This is a genomic window from Microcoleus sp. A6-C6, assembly GCF_036705955.1.
Classification (GTDB): Bacteria; Cyanobacteriota; Cyanobacteriia; order Cyanobacteriales; family Microcoleaceae; genus Microcoleus.
Genome location: NZ_JAUBVR010000129.1, coordinates 7,495 through 8,558, shown reverse-complemented (window position 1 = coordinate 8,558; position 1,064 = coordinate 7,495). Strand labels below are relative to the sequence as shown.

At 45.0% G+C, this 1,064-nt stretch carries 1 protein-coding gene; it reads left to right on the top strand.

The features are described from left to right. Nucleotides 1-501: 501 nt before the first annotated feature. A partial coding sequence (locus QUB52_RS27915; RefSeq protein WP_332976316.1) for a PPC domain-containing protein occupies nt 502-1,064 on the top strand: 563 nt, incomplete at its 3' end.

The window sequence follows — 1,064 nt, the reverse complement described above, 5'->3', positions numbered from 1 at the left end:
CGTCTTTAACGCTCAGTCAATGTCCGAAGCAATAGCTGGAGTCACTGAGAAGCCTACGCCATACTGTACTCAGTTGGTGTAGGAGTATGTCACGAACAGACAAAGGTGATCAACAGGCTGGTGGTCAGCTATGTCAACTGGATTTGGGTTCATCATCGCTGTAGAACAACTGCGGCGCAGAGAACGGGATTAACAGATTGCAGATGGACTTGGAACGACTTGGCTATCTACCTTACTTTTCACGGTATCTCTTGATCCCGTGAAAACTACTGAGGGCCTATATTCCACAAGCCAGATTTCACCGTTGGTTTATTAGCATTAAGTAGAAAATATTGACAAAAATATTAAAGTGAAACCCTTGCCTGATAAGGTTTTCAGAGATGCCGTGAAAAGTAAGGGCGATCTACCCCACAGTTCTTTGATGTATGACCGCATAAAAACCTCACGGTGTTCCCAATAGATAGTTGAGGGCGTATTCAACCAACTATTTCCCGGGGTAACATGACTGAACTTAACATCGGGTCATTCACTGACAGCACAAGCTACACAGGTAGTGTCGATACTACAAATATCTTTGACCTTTACAAATTTAACATCAACAGTCCGGGCAGTTTCAAATTCGCGATCGACAGTTTGAACGGAAATGCGGACGTATTTCAGTCAAACTCTAGCGGCGCAACACTTTACAGTTCAACCAACGCGGGAACCAGTGCAGAAATAATTAGCGCTGACAGCTTAGTAGCCGGAGACTCTACACTCAAAGTTTTGCAAATCAGCGGCGACATCAAACACACGCTGAATTTAGCACCAACGAGCACTCAAAAATCATCCGACGCAGACACCCTCACCGGTGCAAAATCAGATTCTCCACTTCCCTCAAACAGCGCCGCAACTTCGGAAAAACCGACTGTAAACAAAGATGTAATTACAGGAACTCCAGTTGATGACAAGACTGTGACCGCAGAAACAACATCAACAACTACCGACAAACCAGTCACTACAGACTCAACTCTCATATCTGAACCGGAAAAACCTGTAGCAACGACTGAATCGGCCGCAGAAAC